Source organism: Citrobacter sp. Cpo015 (assembly GCF_030333035.1).
Taxonomy (GTDB): Bacteria; Pseudomonadota; Gammaproteobacteria; order Enterobacterales; family Enterobacteriaceae; genus Citrobacter; species Citrobacter portucalensis.
In genome coordinates, this window is sequence record NZ_JAOWGS010000039.1 from 1 (window position 1) to 18,680 (window position 18,680).

Annotated in this window: 20 protein-coding genes and 1 pseudogene; 6 read left to right on the forward strand and 15 right to left on the reverse strand. The window is 52.8% G+C overall.

The genetic code is table 11. The features are described 5' to 3' along the window. From tuf to fkpA, 9 genes are all read right to left on the reverse strand, one after another. On the reverse strand, positions 1–1,097 hold a 1,097-nt coding region (tuf, locus tag OGY67_RS21670; protein WP_118262821.1), incomplete at its 3' end, for an elongation factor Tu. A gap of 69 nt (positions 1,098–1,166) precedes the next feature. Continuing rightward, positions 1,167–3,281, reverse strand: coding sequence for an elongation factor G (gene fusA / locus OGY67_RS21675; RefSeq protein ID WP_003023659.1), 2,115 nt, complete (start codon positions 3,279–3,281; stop codon positions 1,167–1,169). Positions 3,282–3,377: 96 nt separating this feature from the next. Further along, a complete protein-coding gene (gene rpsG, locus OGY67_RS21680) occupies positions 3,378–3,848 on the reverse strand; it encodes a 30S ribosomal protein S7 (protein WP_003023657.1) in 471 nt (156 codons plus the stop codon). Between the two features lie 95 nt (positions 3,849–3,943). Continuing rightward, positions 3,944–4,318 (reverse strand): 30S ribosomal protein S12, encoded by a 375-nt coding sequence (gene rpsL, locus OGY67_RS21685; protein WP_003023654.1) that lies wholly within the window; start codon positions 4,316–4,318, stop codon positions 3,944–3,946. A gap of 125 nt (positions 4,319–4,443) precedes the next feature. After that, a complete protein-coding gene (tusB, locus tag OGY67_RS21690) occupies positions 4,444–4,731 on the reverse strand; it encodes a sulfurtransferase complex subunit TusB (RefSeq protein WP_008786292.1) in 288 nt (95 codons plus the stop codon). A gap of 7 nt (positions 4,732–4,738) precedes the next feature. Then, positions 4,739–5,098 (reverse strand): sulfurtransferase complex subunit TusC, encoded by a 360-nt coding sequence (gene tusC, locus OGY67_RS21695; protein ID WP_003827771.1) that lies wholly within the window; start codon positions 5,096–5,098, stop codon positions 4,739–4,741. Continuing rightward, positions 5,098–5,484 carry a sulfurtransferase complex subunit TusD gene (tusD, locus tag OGY67_RS21700; RefSeq protein ID WP_057067137.1) on the reverse strand — a complete coding sequence of 129 codons (387 nt, stop codon included), beginning with the start codon at positions 5,482–5,484 and terminating at the stop codon, positions 5,098–5,100. Before tusD ends, tusC begins: the two co-directional genes overlap by 1 nt. Beyond that, positions 5,484–6,206, reverse strand: a complete 723-nt coding sequence (locus OGY67_RS21705) for a helix-turn-helix transcriptional regulator (RefSeq protein WP_003023643.1) — start codon at positions 6,204–6,206, stop codon at positions 5,484–5,486. The genes tusD and OGY67_RS21705 overlap by 1 nt, the downstream gene beginning before the upstream one ends. Positions 6,207–6,373: 167 nt before the next feature. Beyond that, positions 6,374–7,192 (reverse strand): FKBP-type peptidyl-prolyl cis-trans isomerase, encoded by an 819-nt coding sequence (gene fkpA, locus OGY67_RS21710; RefSeq protein ID WP_003827768.1) that lies wholly within the window; start codon positions 7,190–7,192, stop codon positions 6,374–6,376. Between the two features lie 232 nt (positions 7,193–7,424). Here fkpA and OGY67_RS21715 point away from each other — a divergent pair, with 232 nt between their 5' ends. Beyond that, complete coding sequence (locus OGY67_RS21715) at positions 7,425–7,643, forward strand: protein SlyX (RefSeq protein ID WP_003023639.1); 219 nt, start codon at positions 7,425–7,427, stop codon at positions 7,641–7,643. Between the two features lie 113 nt (positions 7,644–7,756). On the opposite strand, the gene slyD is transcribed toward OGY67_RS21715, so the two are convergent. The 4 genes from slyD to kefG form a co-directional block, all read right to left on the reverse strand. Further along, positions 7,757–8,368, reverse strand: coding sequence for a peptidylprolyl isomerase (gene slyD / locus OGY67_RS21720; protein WP_008786294.1), 612 nt, complete (start codon positions 8,366–8,368; stop codon positions 7,757–7,759). A gap of 94 nt (positions 8,369–8,462) precedes the next feature. Beyond that, positions 8,463–8,663 carry a YheV family putative zinc ribbon protein gene (locus tag OGY67_RS21725; protein ID WP_003023632.1) on the reverse strand — a complete coding sequence of 67 codons (201 nt, stop codon included), beginning with the start codon at positions 8,661–8,663 and terminating at the stop codon, positions 8,463–8,465. Between the two features lie 9 nt (positions 8,664–8,672). After that, positions 8,673–10,478, reverse strand: coding sequence for a glutathione-regulated potassium-efflux system protein KefB (gene kefB / locus OGY67_RS21730; protein ID WP_103014752.1), 1,806 nt, complete (start codon positions 10,476–10,478; stop codon positions 8,673–8,675). Next, positions 10,478–11,029: a glutathione-regulated potassium-efflux system ancillary protein KefG gene (gene kefG / locus OGY67_RS21735; protein WP_003023629.1), complete on the reverse strand. Its 552-nt coding sequence runs from the start codon at positions 11,027–11,029 to the stop codon at positions 10,478–10,480. The genes kefB and kefG overlap by 1 nt, the downstream gene beginning before the upstream one ends. 132 nt (positions 11,030–11,161) lie before the next feature. Between kefG and OGY67_RS21740 the strand changes: the two genes are divergently transcribed. Continuing rightward, the gene (locus tag OGY67_RS21740) at positions 11,162–13,063 is read left to right on the forward strand and encodes an ABC transporter ATP-binding protein (RefSeq protein WP_003827754.1); all 1,902 of its coding nucleotides are present in this window, start codon (positions 11,162–11,164) and stop codon (positions 13,061–13,063) included. A 52-nt stretch (positions 13,064–13,115) separates the two neighbouring features. Here the strand turns inward: OGY67_RS21740 and OGY67_RS21745 are convergent, their stop codons facing one another. Both OGY67_RS21745 and prs read right to left on the reverse strand, forming a co-directional pair. Further along, positions 13,116–14,606 carry a nicotinate phosphoribosyltransferase gene (locus OGY67_RS21745; RefSeq protein ID WP_286574487.1) on the reverse strand — a complete coding sequence of 497 codons (1,491 nt, stop codon included), beginning with the start codon at positions 14,604–14,606 and terminating at the stop codon, positions 13,116–13,118. 14 nt (positions 14,607–14,620) lie between these two features. Next, positions 14,621–15,481, reverse strand: coding sequence for a ribose-phosphate diphosphokinase (prs, locus tag OGY67_RS21750; protein ID WP_008786297.1), 861 nt, complete (start codon positions 15,479–15,481; stop codon positions 14,621–14,623). Between the two features lie 191 nt (positions 15,482–15,672). Between prs and OGY67_RS21755 the strand changes: the two genes are divergently transcribed. The 4 genes and pseudogenes from OGY67_RS21755 to OGY67_RS21770 all read left to right on the forward strand — a co-directional run bounded on the left by OGY67_RS21755 (position 15,673) and on the right by OGY67_RS21770 (position 18,634). After that, positions 15,673–16,392 carry an NUDIX domain-containing protein gene (locus OGY67_RS21755; RefSeq protein WP_008786298.1) on the forward strand — a complete coding sequence of 240 codons (720 nt, stop codon included), beginning with the start codon at positions 15,673–15,675 and terminating at the stop codon, positions 16,390–16,392. A 35-nt stretch (positions 16,393–16,427) separates the two neighbouring features. Further along, positions 16,428–17,496 (forward strand): annotated as a pseudogene (locus OGY67_RS21760) (hydrolase). After that, entirely contained in the window at positions 17,493–17,711 is a 219-nt protein-coding gene (locus tag OGY67_RS21765; RefSeq protein WP_137377643.1) for a YheU family protein, read from the forward strand. The pseudogene OGY67_RS21760 and the gene OGY67_RS21765 overlap by 4 nt, the downstream one beginning before the upstream one ends. 53 nt (positions 17,712–17,764) lie before the next feature. Next, a complete protein-coding gene (locus tag OGY67_RS21770) occupies positions 17,765–18,634 on the forward strand; it encodes a phosphoribulokinase (RefSeq protein WP_286574488.1) in 870 nt (289 codons plus the stop codon). Positions 18,635–18,680: the final 46 nt, after the last annotated feature.

Sequence of the window (18,680 nt, forward strand, 5' to 3'; positions counted from 1 at the left end):
GGGTGGATCAGGGTAACAACCATTTTGATGTTGTCGCCCGGCATTACCATCTCTACGCCTTCCGGCAGTTCGATGGTACCAGTCACGTCAGTAGTACGGAAGTAGAACTGCGGACGGTAGCCTTTGAAGAACGGAGTATGACGGCCGCCTTCGTCTTTGGACAGAATGTACACTTCAGATTCGAACTTGGTGTGCGGCTTGATAGAGCCCGGCTTAGCCAGTACCTGACCACGTTCGATTTCTTCACGTTTGATACCACGCAGCAGAACACCAACGTTCTCACCAGCACGGCCTTCGTCCAGCAGTTTGCGGAACATTTCAACGCCAGTACAGGTAGACTTAGCAGTCTCTTTGATACCAACGATTTCAACTTCTTCACCAACTTTGATGATACCGCGCTCTACACGACCGGTAACAACGGTACCACGACCGGAGATGGAGAATACGTCTTCGATAGGCAGCAGGAACGGCTTGTCAATCGCACGCTCTGGTTCTGGGATGTAAGAATCCAGGAAGCCAGCCAGTTCGATGATTTTCGCTTCCCACTCTGCTTCGCCTTCCAGCGCTTTCAGAGCAGAACCACGAACGATCGGAGTGTCGTCGCCCGGGAAATCGTACTGAGACAGAAGTTCACGAACTTCCATTTCTACCAGTTCCAGCAGCTCTTCGTCATCAACCATGTCGCATTTGTTCAGGAACACGATGATGTACGGAACGCCTACCTGACGACCCAGCAGGATGTGCTCACGAGTCTGCGGCATCGGGCCGTCAGTCGCAGCAACAACCAGGATCGCGCCGTCCATCTGCGCAGCACCGGTGATCATGTTTTTAACATAGTCGGCGTGGCCCGGGCAGTCTACGTGTGCGTAGTGGCGAGTCGGGGTGTCATATTCAACGTGAGAAGTGTTGATGGTGATACCACGAGCTTTTTCTTCCGGCGCGTTATCGATCTGGTCGAATGCACGAGCAGCACCGCCGTAGGTTTTAGCCAGTACGGTAGTGATTGCAGCGGTCAGGGTAGTTTTACCGTGGTCAACGTGGCCGATGGTGCCGACGTTAACGTGCGGTTTTGTACGTTCAAATTTTTCTTTAGACACGGCTATATTCCTTACTATAGTGCTCTCCCCTATGGAGAGAGCACGGGACTTAGGTTTTAATCCTGTGGATTATTTACCACGGGCTTCAATAACGGCCTGAGCAACGTTGTTCGGCGCATCGTCGTACTTCAGGAACTCCATGGAGTAAGAAGCACGGCCTTTGGTCAGAGAACGCAGCTGGGTTGCATATCCGAACATTTCAGACAGCGGAACTTCAGCATGGATAACAACGCCAGTGACGTTGGATTCCTGACCACGAAGCATACCACGACGGCGGCTCAAGTCACCGATTACGTCACCGGTGTTCTCTTCCGGAGTCTCTACTTCAACCTTCATGATAGGCTCAAGCAGAACTGGTTTCGCTTTCTTAAAGCCATCTTTGAAGGCGATAGAAGCGGCCAGTTTAAACGCCAGCTCAGAGGAGTCAACGTCATGGTAAGAACCGAAGTGCAGACGCACGCCCAGATCAACAACCGGGTAACCAGCCAGCGGGCCAGATTTCAGCTGTTCCTGGATGCCTTTATCAACGGCCGGGATGTATTCGCCAGGAATTACACCACCTTTGATGTCGTTGATGAACTCGTAGCCTTTCGGGTTTGAACCCGGCTCCAGCGGGTACATGTCGATAACAACATGACCGTACTGACCGCGACCACCAGACTGCTTAGCGTGTTTACCTTCGATATCGGTAACTTTCGCGCGAATCGCTTCGCGGTAAGCAACCTGAGGTTTACCGACGTTCGCTTCAACGTTGAATTCACGCTTCATACGGTCAACGATGATGTCGAGGTGCAGCTCACCCATACCAGCGATAATGGTCTGGTTAGATTCTTCGTCAGTCCATACGCGGAATGACGGGTCTTCTTTAGCCAGACGGCCCAGAGCCAGACCCATTTTTTCCTGGTCAGCTTTGGTTTTCGGTTCTACCGCGATGGAAATTACCGGCTCAGGGAATTCCATACGTTCCAGAATGATCGGGTGATCCGGGTCACACAGAGTGTCACCAGTGGTCACGTCTTTCAGACCGATTGCAGCAGCGATATCGCCCGCGCGAACTTCTTTGATCTCTTCACGTTTGTTAGCGTGCATCTGTACGATACGGCCGAAACGTTCACGTGCAGTTTTCACGGAGTTCAGGATGGTGTCACCGGAGTTAACCACACCAGAGTACACGCGGAAGAAGGTCAGGTTACCCACGAACGGGTCAGTAGCGATTTTGAATGCCAGAGCAGCAAACGGCTCGTCATCGCTAGCATGACGCTCAGCAGGAGTATCTTTACCGTCGTCCAGAATACCGTTGATCGCAGGTACGTCTACTGGGGATGGCAGGTAATCAATTACCGCATCCAGCATCGCCTGAACACCTTTGTTCTTGAACGCAGAACCACAGGTTACCAGGATGATTTCGTTGTTCAGAACGCGCTGACGCAGAGCTTTTTTGATCTCTTCTTCAGTCAGTTCTTCACCACCCAGGTATTTCTCCATCAGCTCTTCTGAAGCTTCTGCAGCGGACTCGATCAGGTTCTGGTGCCATTCTTCAGCCAGTTCCTGCATGTCAGCCGGGATATCTTCATAAGTGAAGGTTACGCCTGCATCTTCTTCGTTCCAGTTGATGGCTTTCATTTTCACCAGGTCAACAACACCGGTGAACGCTTCTTCAGCGCCAATTGCCAGCTGCAGCGGAACAGGGTTCGCGCCCAGACGGGTTTTGATCTGACCAACAACTTTCAGGAAGTTCGCACCCATACGGTCCATTTTGTTAACGAACGCAATGCGCGGAACTTTATATTTGTTTGCCTGACGCCATACGGTTTCAGACTGAGGCTGAACACCACCAACTGCGCAGTAAACCATTACTGCACCATCAAGCACACGCATGGAACGTTCTACTTCAATAGTGAAGTCAACGTGCCCCGGGGTGTCGATGATGTTTACGCGATGCGGTTCATACTGCTTAGCCATACCAGACCAGAATGCAGTAGTCGCTGCGGAGGTGATAGTAATACCACGTTCCTGCTCCTGCTCCATCCAGTCCATGGTGGCTGCGCCGTCATGAACTTCACCGATTTTATGGTTTACACCGGTGTAGAACAGAATACGTTCGGTAGTAGTGGTTTTACCGGCGTCGATGTGCGCACTGATACCGATGTTACGGTAGCGCGCGATGGGTGTTGTACGAGCCATTTGATTCCTCGTTTATCTTTTAGGCGTTCAATTTAAGTAGCCCAAAGCGGGCTGCTTACTAGAAGCGCCCGCCTGGTGACTAAAACTCCGAAGGGATTACCAACGGTAGTGTGCGAACGCCTTGTTGGCTTCTGCCATACGGTGAACGTCTTCACGTTTCTTAACTGCAGTACCTTTGTTTTCTGCAGCATCAGAAAGTTCGTTCGCCAGGCGCAGAGCCATGGATTTATCACCGCGTTTACGAGCAGCTTCAACGATCCAACGCATTGCCAGAGCATTACGACGGACCGGACGGACTTCAACTGGTACCTGATAAGTAGAACCACCAACGCGGCGAGACTTAACTTCGACAGTCGGGCGCACGTTTTCGAGAGCTACTTCGAAAGCTTCCAGTTCGTTTTTACCAGAACGCTGAGCCAGGGTCTCCAGCGCGCTGTATACGATAGTTTCGGCAGTAGATTTTTTACCATCTACCATCAGGATATTTACAAATTTAGCCAGCAGTTCTGATCCGAACTTCGGATCCGGCAGAATTTTACGCTGACCAATGACGCGACGACGTGGCATGGAAATACTCCGTTGTTAATTCAGGATTGTCCAAAACTCTAAGAGTTTAGTTTGACATTAATATAAAACGTTTGGCCTTACTTAACGGAGAACCATTAAGCCTTAGGACGTTTCACGCCATACTTGGAGCGTGATTGCTTACGGTCTTTAACGCCGGAGCAGTCAAGCGCACCACGAACGGTGTGGTAACGAACACCCGGGAGGTCTTTTACACGACCGCCACGGATCAGGATCACGGAGTGCTCCTGCAGGTTGTGACCTTCACCACCGATGTAGGAAGTCACTTCAAAACCGTTAGTCAGACGAACACGGCAAACTTTACGCAGTGCGGAGTTCGGTTTTTTAGGAGTGGTAGTATATACACGAGTACATACGCCACGTTTCTGCGGGCATGCTTCCAGCGCAGGCACGTTGCTTTTTGCAACTTTGCGTGCACGTGGTTTGCGTACCAGCTGGTTAACTGTTGCCATTAAATAGCTCCTGGTTTTAGCTTTTGCTTCGTAAACACGTAATAAAACGACCTCATACAATATGAGGACGCAGAATTTTAGGTCGGTGTCGAAAAGGTGTCAAGAAATATACAACGATCCCACAATTACCAGGACATCTGGCTGGGATGCTTCACCGTAAGTCTGACGAAGTCAGTATAGCTAACCCTGACGACACTGTCTGAAATTTGACCACTCAAACCGCGAGCCTTAATGTCTTCTTCCAGTACATAGACCTTAATGGAGGCATTTTGCAGACTTTCAAGGAAACGGCTTCCTTCGATTGCCGCCGTCACGCCATCCTGGAGCAATAAAAGCTCATCGTCTTTATCTACCAGGCGAAGAAGAGAGGAGAAATCGGTAAGCCACGCGGAGCGATGTAGTGTGTGCAGCATGAGGGTCTCAAAACCTTAAAATGACGTCAAAGTTGCCTAACTCACGGCGTAAATCTTCCGGTTCAAGCGCTGTCGCATCGACCACAAAATTAACCCCCTGCTGAAGGCCCCGCTCGCGTAATGAAGCGGCGCACAGCCAACATTGATCGATATCGTACAACCCTAACAGCTTGAAGGTTGCGATATAGTCTCGCGCCAGCACGGCATCCGGTTGTTGTCCCTGGAGGATTTGAAAGACGCCATCGCCGATAAAAAACACGCCGAGGTCTTCCGTTAATGCAGATGTCGCCAGCAATGCATCTAACCCTTCACGGCCAGATGCGCTGCCGTGCGGCACGGTAGAAAAAACAAAAGCAACACGTTTCATCAGAACTGCACCACGCGATCGCAGGTCAGGGATGCCTCAGCCAGCGATCCAAGTCCGCTGAGGTTAAAACCTGATTGTAAATTAGCCCCTGCCAGTCCCAGCCGCTTTGCCTCAGTTTCATCAACAATGCCGCGACGCAACGCCGCCGCCACGCAGATATTCAGCGTTACACCATGCTGTTGGTTCAGCTGTTGCCAAGCCCGCACCAGATCATATTCATCACTGGCGGGTGAAGTCAGTAAGTTGGCGTTATATACACCTTCTCGATAGAAAAAGACGCTGCATAACTCATGCCCTTCTTCGAGAAGCGCATGAGCAAATTGCAACGCGCTGCTCGCCTGCTGCGTGCCATAAGCAGGCCCTGTCACCATGATGGCAAAACGCATTACTTGTCTTGCCCCTGGAAATCGCCGCTTTTGAACTGACGAATATAGAGGTAGACCGTATGTTTGGAGATGTTCAGCCGATCGGCGACCTGATTGATGGCATCTTTAATATCGAAGATGCCTTTCTCATATAAATTCAGGACGATCTGGCGGTTCTTCGCGTTGTTGGAAACATTGCGATCGGCATTCACTTCTTCGATCGTGAATTCCAGCGTCTGGGTAACCAGATCTTCCACCGAAGAAGCGAAGTTGACCGCAGAGCCCACTTCCGGGGTTTCCGGTGGGATAAAGGTATTCATTATCTGCGAGAAAGGAACATCAAGGTTCATGTTGATGCACAGCAGACCAATCACGCGATGCTCACGGTTGCGAATGGCAATCGTCACCGACTTCATCAAGACACCGCTTTTCGCACGTGTGAAGTAACACTTCGACACGCTGCTATCCGCACCCGTCATATCATGCAGCATACGCAACGCAAGGTCAGTAATCGGTGAGCCAATTTTACGGCCCGTGTGTTCACCGTTAGCAATGCGGATGGCCGAGCATTTCAAATCCTGCAAAGAGTGCAATACGATTTCACAATGGGAACCAATGAGCATCGCCAACCCGTCCACTACCGCTTCGTAGGATTTGAGGATATCGAAGTCGGTTTGATCGAAAGGACGTTGATCCAGCAAATCTAGCTCACTGGTTTCGTTGGTTAAAAGCGACCTGGACATGAAAAAAAGCACTCCTTTTCAGGAGCCTGTCGTTATGTTGTCAGGGCAGGCTCATCACTATTATAGGGGCATCTAAAGTAATACAGCGCACAAGGCGCTTTCCAGTATTAATTATATCCTGTCGATAATAAAAAACCGCCGCCCTGTGGGCGGCGGTTTCTGTTAGCTTATTTTTTGCTGCTGTCTGCAGCTTTATCTGCCGGTGCAGCATCTGGCTGCGCGTCAGCTTTCGGTGCCGGTTTGATGTCTAACAGTTCAACATCAAAGACCAGCGTAGAGTTGGCCGGAATACCCGGGACGCCCGTTTTGCCGTAAGCCAGATCCGGTGGGATAACCAGCTGGATTTTGCCGCCTTTCTTGATGTTTTTCAGGCCTTCAGTCCAGCCAGGGATGACACCGTCAAGACGGAAAGACAGCGGCTCACCACGGGTGTAGGAGTTATCAAACTCTTTACCATCGATCAGCGTACCTTTGTAGTTGACTACCACGGTATCGCTGTCTTTCGGTGCAGCGCCAGTACCTTCTTTCTCTACTTTGTAGACCAGGCCAGTAGAAGAGGTTTTAACGCCTTTCTCTTTAGCAAATTTCTCGCGGTAAACTTTACCTTTGGCTTCGTTGTCAGCCGCGTCTTTTTCCATTTTCGCCTGGGCGGAGCTCTTCACGCGCGCTTCAAACGCCTGCAGAGTTTGTTCGATTTCCTGGTCAGACAGTTTGCTCTTGTCTGCAAACGCATCCTGAACACCAGCGATCAGCTGATCTTTATCCAGTTTGATGCCCAGTTTTTCCTGCTCTTTCAGAGAGTTTTCCATATAACGACCCAGGGACGCGCCCAGCGCGTAAGCGGCTTTTTGGTCGTCATTCTTGAATGCTGCTTTGCTGTCAGCAGTAGCGGCTGGTTTCGCAGCATCAGCAGCGAAGGTGATCGGGGCATGCAGAGCAACAGCCATTGTGGTCGCCAGCAGCGTTACTTTAAACAGTGATTTCATCCATATCTCCAGGGCCGGGGCATCTCACCCCAGGGTTAGCTAACATAAAAATGTACTATAAAGCGTTGCAGAACAAATCAACATACAGGCACGCCCTATTATCACCACTTTTCAGACTCTTTTTGTTTAAATTAGTTTCGTTACCGAAGATTGAGTGCTGTGCAAACAGGCAAAGTTAAGTAGAATTCGCCGCAGTCCGCGATCTGCCGGAGAAAAAAGAAAGAGGTGAATCATGCAGGATACAACAATGGAAACTCGCCTGGCTGAACTGGAAAGTCGCCTGGCATTTCAGGAGATCACCATTGAAGAGCTCAACGTGACGGTGACCGCGCATGAACTGGAAATGGCCAAACTGCGCGACCATCTGCGTCTGCTGACGGAAAAGCTCAAAGCAACGCAGCCGTCCCACATTGCGTCGCAGTCTGAAGAGACCCCGCCGCCACATTATTGAGACGTAAAAAAAGCGGGGATATCCCCGCTTTTTTGTGCCGGATGACGACGTAAACATCTTATCCGGCCTACGGTAGGCCTGATAAGCGTAGCGCCATCAGGCAATCATACCGATCAGTGGCAACCGCAGCCGCCGCCGTTACCTTTACCGCCACCGCCGCAGCAGCCTTCGCCGCCGTGCTCGTGACCATGGTCGTGACCGTGGCCGTGACCACCGCAGCAACCGTCATGGCCGTGGTCATGATCGTGGTCGTGACCGTGCGCACCGTGAACGTGGCCGTGAGCCAGTTCTTCTTCGGTCGCTTCGCGGATAGCAACAACTTCTACGTTGAATTTCAGATTCTGGCCAGCCAGCATGTGGTTACCGTCAACCACAACGTGGTCGTCTTCCACTTCGGTAATTTCTACCGGTACTGGACCCTGGTCAGTTTCAGCCAGGAAACGCATGCCAACCTGCAGTTCGTCAACGCCCATGAAGACGTCTTTAGGAACGCGCTGCACCAGGTTTTCGTCGTACTGACCGTATGCGTCGTTTGCGCCAACAGCAACATCGAATTTGTCGCCAACTTCATGACCGTCCAGCGCTGTTTCCAGGCCAGAAATCAGGGAACCGTGACCATGCAGGTAGTCCAGCGGTGCACTCACCGGAGACTCATCAACCAACACACCGTCTTCTGTACGTACCTGATAGGCCAGGCTGACCACCAGGTCCTTTGCTACTTTCATGATATCTCCTGAGCATGGAAAGAATAGTGGCGCAGATTGTAGCGGAATTCTGCACCCGTGTACCCTCTAGCTTAAAAAAAGCTGCGCCATATCGCTAGTCCGGATGAAAAATCCCGATCACTTGCTCTTCTTTGCGAACGTGCTCGCGCGCCTCTTTATCTGCTTCCCGCATCTGATGACCGCACTTAACACACTCAACAATATCGATATTATTTTCGCGCCACATCGCCAGCGTATCCTGCGACTGGCAGGACGGACATTTTGCACCTGCGATAAAACGTTTACGAATTGCCATGGTTATCCTCTACTCAAATTCATCCCAGCCATCCAGCTGACGTCGCTCTTGCTGCATCTCTCGTTGGAAAATTTCCTCCAGCTCGCGCCGGGCTTCCCTGGCTCGAGAGATTTGTACCGTATCTGTATGCATGGGGATCAGTTCCCGCAGCATGCGCATATCCAGCCGCCGAAAATGCAGCTGAGCACGCTGAGCCTGGTGCGGATGCATTCCCAGTGTAACCAGCGTTTTACGCCCCAACTCCAGCGCACTGGAGAACGTTTCGCGGGAAAACTGCGTCACACCAGCCTGTAATAACTCATGCGCCTCTACACGTCCGCGCGCTCGCGCAAGAATATGCAAATGCGGAAAATACTGTTGGCACAGTTCCACCAGTTTCATGGTGTCTTCAGGCTCATTACAGGTAATAACAATAGATTGCGCCGCCTCTGCCCCTGCGGAGCGCAACAGTTCCACCTGCGTGGCATCACCGTAATAAACCTTATAGCCATATTTACGCATCAGATTCACCGCGCTGATATCCCGCTCCAAAACGGTAATGCGCATTTTATTGGCCATCAACAGGCGACCAATAACCTGACCAAAACGCCCAAACCCCACCACAATCACCTGCGGTTTATCATCTTCCACCCAGGGTTTTTCGTCTTCCTCATCCGTGCCGTTAAACTGGCGGGAGAGCCATTTATCAATCAGCTTCATCACCAGCGGTGTGGTCATCATCGACAGCGTGACGGTCACCAGCAGCAACGCCATTTGGTCGCCCTGAAACAGCCTTTGCGAGGATGCCGTTGAAAACAGCACGAAAGCGAATTCACCACCCTGACTTAAAACCCCGGCAAATTGCATCCGTTCAGAGCTTCTCATGCCGTTAAAACGCGCCAGCACATACAGCACCAGCATTTTTACGACCACCAGCACGATCACGCTCGCTGCCACCCACAGAATATGGGTGTAGAGCACGCCGAGGTTGAGCGACATGCCAACGGAGATAAAAAACAGCCCGAGCAACAGGCCTTTAAACGGATCGATTGCCGTTTCCAGCTCATGTCGGTATTCGCTTTCCGCCAGCAGCACGCCCGCAATAAACGTTCCCAGCGCCATTGACAGCCCCAGCGCATCCATAAATAGAGCAGACCCCAGCACCAACAGCAGCGTGGCAGCGGTGAACACTTCCCGCACGCCAGAATCCGCAATAAAGCGGAAAACCGGACGCAGCAAATAGCGACCGCCAATCAGCATGCCGGCAAAGGCCAGCACCTTCATTCCCACTTTGATCCAGTCAAAATGTTCGTCAGCAGAACCCGCCAGCAGCGGAACCAGCGCCAGCGCGGGGATCACCGCCAGATCCTGAAACAGCAGTACCGAAAAACCCAGTTGTCCGGATTCACTGCGGTTCATGCCTTTTTCGCGCATCAACTGTAGCGCCATAGCGGTAGATGACATCGCCAGACCAATGCCGCCAACCACTGCCGCCTGCCAGGAGAACGCAGTGAGCATCAATAATCCGGCCAGCACCACCGCGCTCAGCATCACCTGCGCGGCACCGACGCCAAAAATTGAACGCCGCAGTTGCCACAGTTTGGCGGGATTAAGTTCCAGCCCAATGATGAACATCAGAAAGACTACGCCCAGCTCGGAAAAATGCAGGATTTCATCCACATCGCTGATAAATCCTAATCCCCACGGGCCGATAGCAATACCCGCCAGCAAGTAACCCAGCACCGGACCGATACCCAGCTTTGAGGCCAGGGGAACTGCGGCCACCGCCGCGAAGAGGAACAACACTCCCGCTGTCAATAAATCAGAACCTTCCATCAGCGGCCTCCCACAGGGATCGGATTCGCCAGCCAGTCACCATACGCTTTCGCATGGCTGTCCAGCTCCTGCTTCGTTTGCCGTCTGGCCCAGTAAACGATAATTGGGCTCATCCAGTGCATGCGGCACATACCGGCCGTTAGCTCGAAAGGACGCAGCACATCGCTCATTGGATAACGGTTTAGCGCGTCATAGCGGTAGGCACTTTCCGGTTCTCCGGTAGTGATAACGCTACGCCAGTACTTTCCCGCCAGTTGATTCCCTCCGGGACCGCTGGCAAATCCGCGGCTCAGTACGCGGTCAAGCCATTCCTTTAACAGCGCCGGACAGCTATAGGTATAGAGTGGGTGCTGAAAAACAATCACATCATGCTCACGCAGCAGCGCCTGTTCATGCGGAATATCGATAAAAAAATCAGGATAGTGCGCGTAAAGGTCGTGCACGGTAACATTGCTGAGCTGCATGGCCGGTTTAAGCAGAACACGGTTCGCGACCGAATCCTGAGATTCCGGATGGGCATACAGCAGCAAGACTTTCGCTGGCTGGAACATCATCCCCCTCCCGGTTTTGTCTTTTGTCTATTTTCGACGTTTTGGGCTACCATTGCGCCTCGGTGCGGCAAACGGCCCACACATTACATTATCATAATGATAAATTAACATAGTCTGAACATACGGCGCCTTATGATTGTTTTCTCATCGTTACAAATTCGTCGCGGCGTGCGCGTCTTGCTGGACAATGCCACGGCCACCATTAATCCAGGGCAGAAGGTTGGCCTGGTGGGTAAAAATGGCTGCGGTAAATCTACCCTGCTGGCATTGCTGAAAAATGAACTCAGCGCCGACGCTGGAGGATTTACCTATCCGGGAAACTGGCAGCTCGCGTGGGTGAATCAGGAAACGCCTGCGTTGCCACAGCCCGCGCTGGAATACGTCATTGACGGCGACCGCGAGTATCGTCAACTGGAAGCGCAGTTGAACGACGCCAACGAACGTAACGATGGACATGCCATTGCCACCGTCCATGGCAAGCTGGATGCCATCGACGCCTGGACCGTGCGCTCACGCGCCGCCAGCCTGCTGCATGGCCTCGGCTTCTCCAACGAACAGCTTGAGCGCCCGGTCAGCGACTTCTCCGGTGGCTGGCGTATGCGTCTCAACCTGGCCCAGGCGCTGATCTGCCGTTCAGACCTGCTGCTGCTCGATGAACCCACCAACCACCTCGATCTCGACGCGGTAATCTGGCTGGAAAGATGGCTGAAAAGCTATCAGGGCACGCTGATTTTGATCTCCCACGACCGCGACTTCCTCGATCCGGTGGTGGATAAAATTATTCATATCGAACAGCAAACCATGTTCGAGTACACCGGCAACTACAGCGCGTTTGAAATCCAGCGTGCGACCCGCCTCGCACAGCAACAGGCAATGTACGAAAGCCAGCAGGAGCGCGTGGCGCATCTGCAAAGCTATATCGATCGTTTTCGCGCTAAAGCAACGAAAGCGAAGCAGGCACAGAGCCGTATCAAAATGCTGGAACGCATGGAGCTGATTGCCCCAGCGCACGTGGACAACCCGTTCCACTTCAGCTTCCGTGAGCCGGAAAGCCTGCCAAACCCGCTGCTGAAGATGGAAAAGGTTAGCGCAGGCTACGGCGATCGCGTCATTCTCGATTCGATCAAACTGAATCTGGTGCCGGGTTCCCGCATCGGCCTGCTCGGTCGCAACGGCGCGGGTAAATCGACGCTGATTAAGCTGCTGGCCGGCGAACTGGCCCCAATCAGCGGTGAGATTGGCCTGGCGAAAGGCATCAAGCTGGGCTACTTCGCGCAGCACCAGCTGGAGTTTTTACGCGCCGATGAATCACCCATTCAACATCTGGCACGCATGGCGCCGCAGGAACTGGAGCAGAAACTGCGTGACTACCTGGGTGGATTCGGCTTCCAGGGCGATAAAGTCAGCGAAGAGACACGCCGCTTCTCCGGTGGCGAAAAAGCGCGTCTGGTACTGGCGTTGATCGTCTGGCAGCGCCCTAACCTGCTGCTGCTCGATGAACCGACCAACCACCTGGACCTGGATATGCGTCAGGCGCTGACCGAGGCGCTGATCGATTTTGAAGGCGCGCTGGTTGTCGTCTCGCACGACCGTCACCTGATCCGCTCCACCACCGACGACCTCTATCTGGTACACGACAAGAAAGTCGAGCCGTTTGATGGCGATCTGGAGGATTATCAGCAGTGGCTGAGCGATGTCCAGAAACAGGAAAACCAGGGCGACGAACCGGCGAAAGAGAGCGTTAACAGCGCCCAGGCGCGTAAAGACCAGAAGCGCCGCGAAGCGGAACTGCGCTCCCTGACGCAGCCGCTGCGTAAAGAGATTACCCGTCTGGAAAAAGAGATGGAGAAACTGCACGCACAGCTGGCGCAGGCGGAAGAAAAACTCGGCGACAGCGAACTGTACGACCAAAGTCGCAAAGCCGAACTTACCGCCTGTTTGCAGCAGCAGGCCAGTGCGAAATCCGGGCTGGAAGAGTGTGAAATGGCCTGGCTGGAGGCTCAGGAACAGCTTGAGCAGATGCTGGCCGAGTAGTCATCATTGCCGGATCCGACGCCAACACGTCTCATCCGGCATTTTTGTTGAATTATCCCTGTGTCGCCAGACGCTGGCGGATTTCTTCGAAATGCTCGCGGTTAAACAGCTTGCCGTTGAGAAAACGAGTTTTCAGCTCCCCTTCCTGCTCTTGCTCCCAGGTCTGTTCGTCATGCAGACGCAGTTCCCCTTGCTCATCACGTGTGACGCGAAGCAGACCACGGGCTGAACGTTTCAGACCATTATCAGTTTTCGGTTCTTTAAAAATCGTCCGGCCTTTGCCGTCGACTTCTCCCCACGTCGCTTTCATCGCAAAACCAAAGGTGTCACGTGTGTTGTATTGATAAGTAAAAGAACCAACGCCAAACACGATGTTTGAACTGGCAAATCCTTTCGCTTCCAGACGACGCAGGATCTCATTCGCTCGCTCAAGGGTGATGGAGTCGCCATAAATCAGTCCGACATGCGGGTCGAGCACCTTGTAACCTTTGGCGTTAATCGTGCCGCCAAAAATCTCCCACAGCACTTCCACGGACCCTTTCTCCTGAGCGGTACGATCGCTGCGGGTATCCTCATCTGCGCCAGTACCACACAGGATCTCCACCGGGTTGCCGCTATCCGGACGGAATACCACCCGACCTTCACGCGCCAGAATGATGCTTTTCAGTTCGCGGGTATATTCCGTCAGCACCTGCCAGTAGTCCCAGGTATCAGAGACTATCGATACAAATCCTTGCGGGTAGAGATCGGCAATCAGGCGGCGGAAGGTTTCAATCTCATGTTCGCGCTCACCCATACACATCACGCTGTGTTCGGTAGCCGGAATGCTGGCGCCGATAAAATAGGGCTCGCCGTCGGTGTAGTAATCGCGGGCGTACAGCAGAGATGGAATACTGTCGGTCCCTTTAAAGCTCAACAAATGCCCACTGCCCGCCTGCATGGTGTCCTGTAATCCGGACATACCGCGAAATGAAAAGTCATGGCACTGGAAGTCAAGGTGCGTCAGGTCGCTACAGGTTTGCTCTGCCCAGCGAGCGCAGATTTTGCGGTAGTGGTGAGCTATCGTGGCGTTGGTTGAAGCCTTCCACAGCTCCGCCGACAGCACGGTCTCCAGGTAATTCACCAGCCAGAAAAACTCGGGTTGGGTGTTGATGATAGTTAAAACCGGTACCGCCATCGGGACTTTGCTGCCTTCATCCAGCGCCTTGATGTGCAGCGGCAGATAGCCCATCTGATGCAGTGCACGAATATGGTCCACCGCCACCGAATCTTTGCCCAGATAGCTGTCCATGACCTGTTTGTATTCGCTGACCACCTCGTCTTCCGGGCGGGCAAAGAACGCCTCATTAAACAGGTCGACTAAAAACCACTGCATAAAACCCTGCAGGCCGAAGAATACCAGTTTGCCATCCGCCAACGGCGAGGAGAAAAAGCGATCGCTGCGCGGGGTAAAGTTGGAATACACGCGATGGGTACCCTGCGGATACTGTACGCGATGAGAAACTTTGTAGCCGTCGATAGCCAGAATCGGGTTCATTTTCATAATCAGTCTCTCCCTCAGGCGCGGTAAATCGCGTCAATATCGATAAGCTCAAGCTGCGGATGTACCAACGCTGGGGCAGCTAAAGAGGTGGTGGTGTAGATAGCGTCAATACCGTTTGCAAACAGGTGATCAACGCCCTTAGAAAAGATACCGTGGGTGACATACAGGCTGACACTGCGGGCGCCAGCATCACGTAATACTTGTGCAGAGCCTATAAACGTACCGCCTGCGTCACACAGATCGTCAACAATCAGTAGATCCCTACCCCTGACGTCTCCGGCCAATAACGCAAATCCCGTCAGGCTGCCGCTTGCCACATCACGTTTTTTGCTCAGGATGGCGTACTGCTCCACACCGGCTACTCTGGCTACAGCATCAATCTTCTTCAGCGATCCCGCATCGGGAGCAACCAGCATCAGCGCGTTTTGCTGAAACAGCCGCGATAATGACGCGCTTTGCATCAGGCAGACCTCCTGGGGGATCGCCACAAAGTTGTCGATTGCAGCCGCCGCCGCATCGCTGTGCGGGTCGAGCACGTTGACCTTGTCAAATTTCAACGTATTGAGCTGACTGGCGAAGACTTTCAACGCAAAGCTGTCACCCGATACCATATGTCTGTCCTGACGCGCCCACGGCAGCCAGGGGAGGTCGAGATGGCTGACCAGTACATCGGTCTGATGGCGTACCGCCTCAACCAGTTGCGCCAGCAGCATAAAATCGTTCATATCACGCATAGCCGTGGCACGGATGCGCATCAGGCGAGCAAAGGTTGGCAACGCATCGGTGACTTTTAACCAGACAGCACCATCAGGAAAAACACCGCTGGCAACGGCATAGGTCTGGTCGTCCAAAGTTAGTGTCAATTTTATGTTCATCGCGCTCACCCCTTAATTGTGTCCCTTCGACACAATTAATAATGTCTCTGTGACACATATTAAGCAAGCATAAAATGAATTATTTTTAAGCCGTGAGCTAATCCATTGATAAGCATTGATAAAAAACGAACCTTGCCCCCCGGTGTCGGGCTGGTACACTTGTCAGCGTTACAAATCATCGTGAGTACCTTATGACCACCGAAGCCGACTACCTGAATCAGTACGATGCCAGCCGCTTCCCTTCACCTCTGGTGACGGTAGATAGCGTGTTATTTACCCTGCATCAGCAGGCGCTGTGCGTATTACTGGTCGAGCGGGCAAACCAGCCGCAAAAAGGGCGTTGGGGATTACCCGGCGGCTTTATTGATATCGAAAACGATGATTCAACCCGCGCCACCGCGCTGCGCAAACTCACCGAAAAAACAGGCGTTTCGCCTTCGTGGCTGGAACAACTGGATACCTTTTCCGGCCCTGATCGTGACCCGCGCGGCTGGAGCCTGACGGTCACCTGGTTTGCACTAATCGCCTGGGTAGACTGCGCGCCCCATATCGCCAGCGTCAGCAATGCCCGTTGGGTGCCGGTTGATGAACTGAAAAACTATTCACTCGCGTTTGATCACGAGAAAATTATTACCGCGGCGCTACACCGCTTACGGCAAAAAACGATGTACTCGCTCCTGCCCGTATACTGCTTGCCGGAAACATTTACCCATGGGCAACTGCTCGAAGCCACTGAGGTGATCCTCGGCCAGTCGATCCAGCGTAAAAGTCTGATTCGTCGCTTTGAAGCGTCAGGAATGTTTGAAGATACCGGAGAAAGCGTGGCGACAGGGACGCGTAAAGCCCGCCTGTGGCGACGTAAACCCAACGTCGATTTTCATCTTTTCTCGCGTAACCTGCTGACTGACTAGCGACAAAATCACATATTGGCTAACCCGCACGCGCTGTGCGCGGTATAGTTATTCTTTCCGATTATTAATTGCTCCGGTGTTATGGTTGAAATCACGTCCACAGAAATGACCCCACCTACCGACGATTCGCGAGAATTCCGCCCGATGCGCGGTATCAGTAACCGCCATCTGCAGACGATGCTGCCGCGTTTAATTCGCCGCAAGGTGAAGTTCGACGCCCACTGGCAGCGTCTGGAATTGCCCGACGGTGATTTCGTCGATCTGGCGTGGAGTGAAGATCCGCAACAGGCGAAACACAAACCGCGCCTGGTGGTTTTTCACGGTCTGGAAGGCAGTCTGAACAGCCCCTACGCACATGGCCTGATTGAAGCAGCACAAAAGCGCGGCTGGCTGGGTGTGGTAATGCATTTTCGCGGTTGCAGCGGCGAACCCAATCGACTGAACCGTATTTATCACTCCGGTGAAACAGAAGATGGCACCTGGTTTTTACACTGGCTGGAGCGTGAGTTCGGTCGCGTACCGACCGCGGCGGTAGGTTATTCACTCGGTGGAAATATGCTGGCTTGCCTGCTGGCAAAAGAAGGCAACGATATTCCGATAGATGCGGCGGTTATCGTTTCTGCGCCTTTCGTGCTGGAAGCCTGTAGTTACCATATGGACAAGGGCTTCTCCCGGGTCTACCAGCGCTACCTGCTCAATCTGTTGAAAGCCAATGCCTCACGTAAGCTTGAAGCTTATCCAGGTTCGCTGCCGGTGAGTCTGGCCCAGTTGAAATCTTTGCGCCGCATTCGCGATTTTGACGATCTAATCACCGCCAAAATTCACGGTTTCGCCGATGCTATAGACTATTATCGCCAGTGCAGCGCCATGCCGTTGCTCAATCGGATCGCCAAACCAACGCTGATTATCCATGCGAAAGACGATCCGTTTATGGATCATCATGTGATTCCGAAACCGGAAAATCTGCCCTCACAGGTGGAGTACCAGCTTACTGAACACGGCGGCCACGTCGGATTTATAGGTGGCACGGTGCGCCGTCCTGAGATGTGGCTGGAATCAAGAATCCCGGACTGGCTGACAACGTATCTGGAGGCATCATCATGATTATCCCATGGCAAGATATCTCCCCGGACGCGCTGGACAATTTGCTTGAAAGCTTTGTCTTGCGCGAAGGCACCGATTATGGTGAACATGAACGCTCGCTCGAACAAAAAGTCGCCGACGTCAAACGCCAACTACAATCAGGTGAGGCCGTGCTGGTGTGGTCTGAACTGCATGAAACGGTCAACATTATGCCGAGGAAGCAGATTCACGAGTAATCCGTAGCCGCCGGCCGACTTTACTATAATTACAACCATTTCATGGAGTTGTTATGTCTGCCAAACATCCGGTGATTGCGGTAACAGGATCCAGCGGCGCGGGGACCACTACCACCAGCCTCGCGTTTCGTAAAATTTTCGCGCAGTTAAATCTGCGCGCCGCCGAGGTGGAAGGTGACAGTTTTCATCGCTATACCCGTCCGGAAATGGACATGGCGATTCGCAAAGCGCGCGATGCCGGACGGCATATCAGCTATTTTGGCCCCGAAGCTAATGACTTCGGCTTGCTGGAACAAACCTTCATCGAATACGGTCTGACGGGCAAAGGCCAGTCGCGAAAATATCTGCACACTTACGATGAGGCCGTACCATGGAACCAGGTTCCGGGGACATTCACGCCCTGGCAGCCGCTGCCTGAACCGACGGATGTACTGTTCTACGAAGGGCTGCACGGCGGTGTCGTCACCCCACAGCAAAACGTGGCCCGACATGTCGATCTGCTGGTTGGCGTGGTGCCGATCGTAAACCTAGAATGGATCCAGAAGCTGACCCGCGATACCAGCGAGCGTGGACATTCGCGTGAAGCGGTGATGGACTCGGTGGTACGTTCAATGGACGATTACATCAATTACATCACACCGCAGTTTTCCCGGACGCATATTAACTTCCAGCGCGTACCGACCGTCGATACCTCCAACCCCTTTGCCGCTAAGAGCATTCCATCACTGGATGAAAGCTTTGTCGTGATTCATTTTCGTAACCTGGAAGGGATCGATTATCCCTGGTTACTGGCCATGCTGCAGAGCTCATTCATTTCCCATATCAATACGTTAGTCGTACCTGGCGGCAAGATGGGTCTGGCGATGGAATTGATTATGCTGCCACTGGTACAGCGACTGATGGAAGGTAAGAAGATCGAGTGATGTGGTCTTTTGCCGGATGGCGGTTGATGCCTTATCCGGCCTACGC

Bases quoted from the DNA above. Each gene is read 5' to 3' on its own strand.
- slyD (WP_008786294.1), bottom strand. From the start codon at position 8,368: ATGAAAGTAGCAAAGGACCTGGTGGTCAGCCTGGCCTATCAGGTACGT.
- fusA (WP_003023659.1), bottom strand. From the start codon at position 3,281: ATGGCTCGTACAACACCCATCGCGCGCTACCGTAACATCGGTATCAGT.
- OGY67_RS21705 (WP_003023643.1), bottom strand. From the start codon at position 6,206: ATGTCCAGGTCGCTTTTAACCAACGAAACCAGTGAGCTAGATTTGCTG.
- prs (WP_008786297.1), bottom strand. From the start codon at position 15,481: ATGAACATAAAATTGACACTAACTTTGGACGACCAGACCTATGCCGTT.
- tusC (WP_003827771.1), bottom strand. From the start codon at position 5,098: ATGAAACGTGTTGCTTTTGTTTTTTCTACCGTGCCGCACGGCAGCGCA.
- OGY67_RS21715 (WP_003023639.1), top strand. From the start codon at position 7,425: ATGCAGGATACAACAATGGAAACTCGCCTGGCTGAACTGGAAAGTCGC.
- rpsL (WP_003023654.1), bottom strand. From the start codon at position 4,318: ATGGCAACAGTTAACCAGCTGGTACGCAAACCACGTGCACGCAAAGTT.
- kefB (WP_103014752.1), bottom strand. From the start codon at position 10,478: ATGGAAGGTTCTGATTTATTGACAGCGGGAGTGTTGTTCCTCTTCGCG.
- rpsG (WP_003023657.1), bottom strand. From the start codon at position 3,848: ATGCCACGTCGTCGCGTCATTGGTCAGCGTAAAATTCTGCCGGATCCG.
- kefG (WP_003023629.1), bottom strand. From the start codon at position 11,029: ATGTTCCAGCCAGCGAAAGTCTTGCTGCTGTATGCCCATCCGGAATCT.
- OGY67_RS21745 (WP_286574487.1), bottom strand. From the start codon at position 14,606: ATGAAAATGAACCCGATTCTGGCTATCGACGGCTACAAAGTTTCTCAT.
- OGY67_RS21770 (WP_286574488.1), top strand. From the start codon at position 17,765: ATGTCTGCCAAACATCCGGTGATTGCGGTAACAGGATCCAGCGGCGCG.
- tusD (WP_057067137.1), bottom strand. From the start codon at position 5,484: ATGCGTTTTGCCATCATGGTGACAGGGCCTGCTTATGGCACGCAGCAG.
- OGY67_RS21765 (WP_137377643.1), top strand. From the start codon at position 17,493: ATGATTATCCCATGGCAAGATATCTCCCCGGACGCGCTGGACAATTTG.
- fkpA (WP_003827768.1), bottom strand. From the start codon at position 7,192: ATGAAATCACTGTTTAAAGTAACGCTGCTGGCGACCACAATGGCTGTT.
- OGY67_RS21755 (WP_008786298.1), top strand. From the start codon at position 15,673: ATGACCACCGAAGCCGACTACCTGAATCAGTACGATGCCAGCCGCTTC.
- OGY67_RS21725 (WP_003023632.1), bottom strand. From the start codon at position 8,663: ATGGCAATTCGTAAACGTTTTATCGCAGGTGCAAAATGTCCGTCCTGC.
- tusB (WP_008786292.1), bottom strand. From the start codon at position 4,731: ATGCTGCACACACTACATCGCTCCGCGTGGCTTACCGATTTCTCCTCT.
- OGY67_RS21740 (WP_003827754.1), top strand. From the start codon at position 11,162: ATGATTGTTTTCTCATCGTTACAAATTCGTCGCGGCGTGCGCGTCTTG.